This window comes from Pseudomonas sp. PDM15, from assembly GCF_014851565.1.
GTDB lineage: Bacteria > Pseudomonadota > Gammaproteobacteria > Pseudomonadales > Pseudomonadaceae > Aquipseudomonas.
The window spans coordinates 1-3,515 of the sequence record NZ_JACVAA010000014.1 but is presented as its reverse complement, the minus strand read 5'-3'; the positions used below and the strand labels follow the sequence as shown (position 1 = coordinate 3,515).

At 65.3% G+C, this 3,515-nt stretch carries 2 protein-coding genes; both read left to right on the top strand.

Annotation, left to right across the window (positions count from 1 at the left end):
* Window positions 1-2,136 (top strand): type I secretion system permease/ATPase (locus IB232_RS23315; protein ID WP_263863954.1); only part of this gene is annotated, 2,136 nt, incomplete at its 5' end.
* 3 nt (window positions 2,137-2,139) lie between these two features.
* On the top strand, window positions 2,140-3,515 hold a 1,376-nt coding region (locus tag IB232_RS23310), incomplete at its 3' end, for an HlyD family type I secretion periplasmic adaptor subunit (RefSeq protein WP_192400892.1).

The window sequence follows — 3,515 nt, the reverse complement described above, 5'->3', positions numbered from 1 at the left end:
GACAACACCCAAGGATCGGGTCCCACGCCCGAGGTCGATACGGGCCTAGCGTGCTTGGTGATGCTGGCGCGCTTTCACAATGTGGCCGCTTCGTCCGAGCAGTTGGCCCATGAGTTCGCCGAAGATGGCCGCCGTTTCGGCCGCGCCGAACTCCTTCTTTCCGCCAAGAAACTGGGCCTCAAGGCCAAGTCCACGCGCAGCTCGCTGAGTCGTCTCGACACCACGCCGCTGCCCGCCATCGCCGCCGATCACGAAGGCCGCTACTTCATCATTGCCCGTCTCGACGACGGCAAGGCGCTGATCCACGACCCGCGCGCGCAGCGCCCCGAGGTACTGACCTTCGAACAGTTGGAGCAGCGCTGGAGCGGCGAGCTGCTGCTGATCCGCTCCGAGGCTTCGTTGGCCGGTGAGCTGAGCAAGTTCGACTTCACCTGGTTCATCCCGGCTATCGTCAAGTACCGCAAGCTGCTCGGCGAAGTGCTGCTGGTGTCCTTCGTGCTGCAGATCTTCGCGCTGCTGACGCCGCTGTTCTTCCAGGTGGTGATGGACAAGGTATTGGTACACCGTGGCCTGTCGACACTGGACGTGATCGCCATCGGCCTGCTTGGCATCATGGTCTTCGAGACCCTGCTCAGCGGCCTGCGCAGCTACGTGTTCGCTCACACCGCCAGTCGTATCGACGTGGAGCTGGGTTCACGTCTGTTCCGCCATCTGGTGACCCTGCCGCTGGCCTATTTCCAGGCGCGGCGGGTGGGGGATTCGGTGGCGCGGGTACGGGAGCTGGAGAACATCCGCAGCTTCCTCACCGGCAACGCCATCACCCTGATCCTCGACGTGCTGTTCTCGGTGGTGTTCATCGCCGTGATGTTCTACTACAGCGGTTGGCTGACCCTGGTGGTGATCCTCTCGCTGCCGCTGTACTTCCTGATCTCCCTGCTGATCACCCCGGTGCTGCGCGCGCGGCTCAACGAGAGCTTCTCGCGCGGTGCGGAGAACCAGGCCTTCCTGGTCGAGACGGTCAACGGCATCGACACCCTGAAAGCCATGGCGGTGGAGCCGCAGATCAACCGCAAGTGGGACAACCAGTTGGCCGGCTACGTGGCTGCCAGCTTCAAGACCCAGACCCTGTCGACCATCGCCAACGAGGGCGTCGGCCTGGTCGGCAAGCTGGTCACCGTGGCCACCCTGTGGCTGGGTGCGCGCCTGGTGATCGAGGGTGATCTCAGCGTTGGCCAACTGATCGCGTTCAATATGCTCGCCGGCCGTGTGTCGCAGCCGATCATGCGCCTGGCCCAGCTGTGGACCAACTTCCAGCAGACCGGTGTGTCGGTACAGCGCCTGGGCGACATCCTCAATGCCCGCACCGAGCTGTCCCAGGCCACGCGCAGCGCCTTGCCGCCGCTCAAGGGCCAGATCGAATTCGACCAGGTGCACTTCCGCTACCGTCCGGACGGCTCGGAGGTGCTGCGTGGGGTCAGCCTGCAGATCAATGCTGGCGAAGTGGTCGGCGTGGTTGGTCGCTCCGGCTCCGGCAAGAGCACCCTGACTCGCCTGCTGCAGCGCCTGTATACCCCCGAGCGGGGCCGGGTGCTGGTCGACGGCATGGACCTGGCCCTGGCCGACGTCTCCTCGCTGCGCCGGCAGATCGGCGTGGTGCTGCAGGACAACATGCTGTTCGCCCGCAGCATCCGCGAGAACATCGCCCTGACCGATCCCGGCGCACCGCTGGAAGCGGTGATCCAGGCGGCCAAACTGGCCGGTGCCCACGAGTTCATCCTGGAGCTGCCGGAAGGCTACGACACCGTGGTTGGTGAGCACGGCGCCTCGCTGTCTGGCGGCCAACGCCAGCGCATCGCCATCGCCCGCGCGCTGATCGGCAACCCACGGGTGCTGATCTTCGACGAGGCCACCAGTGCCCTGGACTACGAGTCCGAGCGGGTCATCCAGCAGAACATGCAGGCCATCTGCAAGGGGCGCACGGTGATCATCATCGCCCACCGCCTGTCTGCCGTGCGCGATGCCAACCGCATCGTGGTCATGGACCGCGGACAGATTGTCGAGCAAGGCAGCCATGCCGAGCTTCTCTCCCACCAGGCCGGCCACTACTCGCGCCTGCACCGACTGCAGCAGGGCTGAGCCATGGGCGCCAAACGTGAATTACTCAATCGCTACCGCAGTGCCTGGCGCCATTCCTGGCAGCGGCGCAAGGCCATGGATGCCCCTGCGCGGGTGAACCACGAAGTGCAGTTCCTGCCCGCCGCCCTGGCCCTGCAGGAAGCACCAGTGCACCCGGCACCGCGGATCATCCAGTGGACCATCATCGCCTTCGCCGTGCTGGCGCTGATCTGGGCCTGTGTCGGCGAGATCGACGTGGTCGCGACTGCCAGCGGCAAGATCGTGCCCAGCGGCAAGAGCAAGATCATCCAGCCCAGCGAAGTGGCGGTGGTCAAGGCCATCCACGTCTACGACGGCCAGAGCGTCAAAGCCGGCGAACTGCTGGTGGAACTGGATGCGCAGATCACCGGCGCCGATGTCGAGCGCCTGAAAAGCGACCTGCTCGCCGCCCAGGTCGACAGCGCGCGCGCCAGCGCCTTGCTCGAAGCAATCCACAGCAACCAGCCACCGGCCTCGTTGGCCAGCCGCATCCCCCAGGCCACTGCACAACAGCAGGCCTCGGCGCAGACCTGGCTGCAGGGCCAGTACCTGGAACTCCGGGCCGCGCTGGAGCAGGGCGATGCAGAGATCGCCCAGCGCGTGGCCGAGATCCAGGCCGCCCAGGCCTGGGTGGCCAAGCTGCAGGAATCCCTGCCCATCACCCGTCAGTTGGCTGCCGACTACAAGCGCTTGTTGGACAAGGCCATCATCGGCAAACACGCCTTCCTCGAAAGAGAGCAGCGGCGCATGGATCAGGAGCGCGAGCTGGCCATCCAGCAGGCCCGCGTCGTCGAGCTCCATGCCGCCAAGCTGGAGGCCGAGCGCCGTCGCCAGGGCGTGATCGCACAGACCCGCCGGACCATGCTCGACCTGCAACACGAGTCGGAACAACGCGGTGCCGCTCTCGCGCAAGAACTGGCCAAAGCCGAACAGCGCGACCGCCTGACCCGCCTCACCGCCCCGGTGGACGGCACCGTGCAACAGCTGGCCATCCACACCCCGGGCGGCGTGGTCACCGAGGCCCAGCCACTGATGGTCATCGTGCCCAAGGACCAGCCGGTGGAAGTGGAAGCCATGCTGGAGAACAAGGACATCGGCTTCGTACGCGCCGGGCAGGAAGTCGAGATCAAGGTCGAGACCTTTACCTTCACCAAGTACGGCGTGGTGCACGGCACCGTGCTGAACATCTCCAACGACGCCATCGAGGACGAGAAGCTGGGGCTGGTGTACAGCACGCGCATCCAGTTGAAGGAGAACAGCATCCAGGTCGGCGAGAACAGGATCGAACTGTCGCCAGGCATGGCCGTGCGGGCGGAAGTGAAGACGGACAAGAGAAAGGTGATCGATTACTTCCTGAGTCC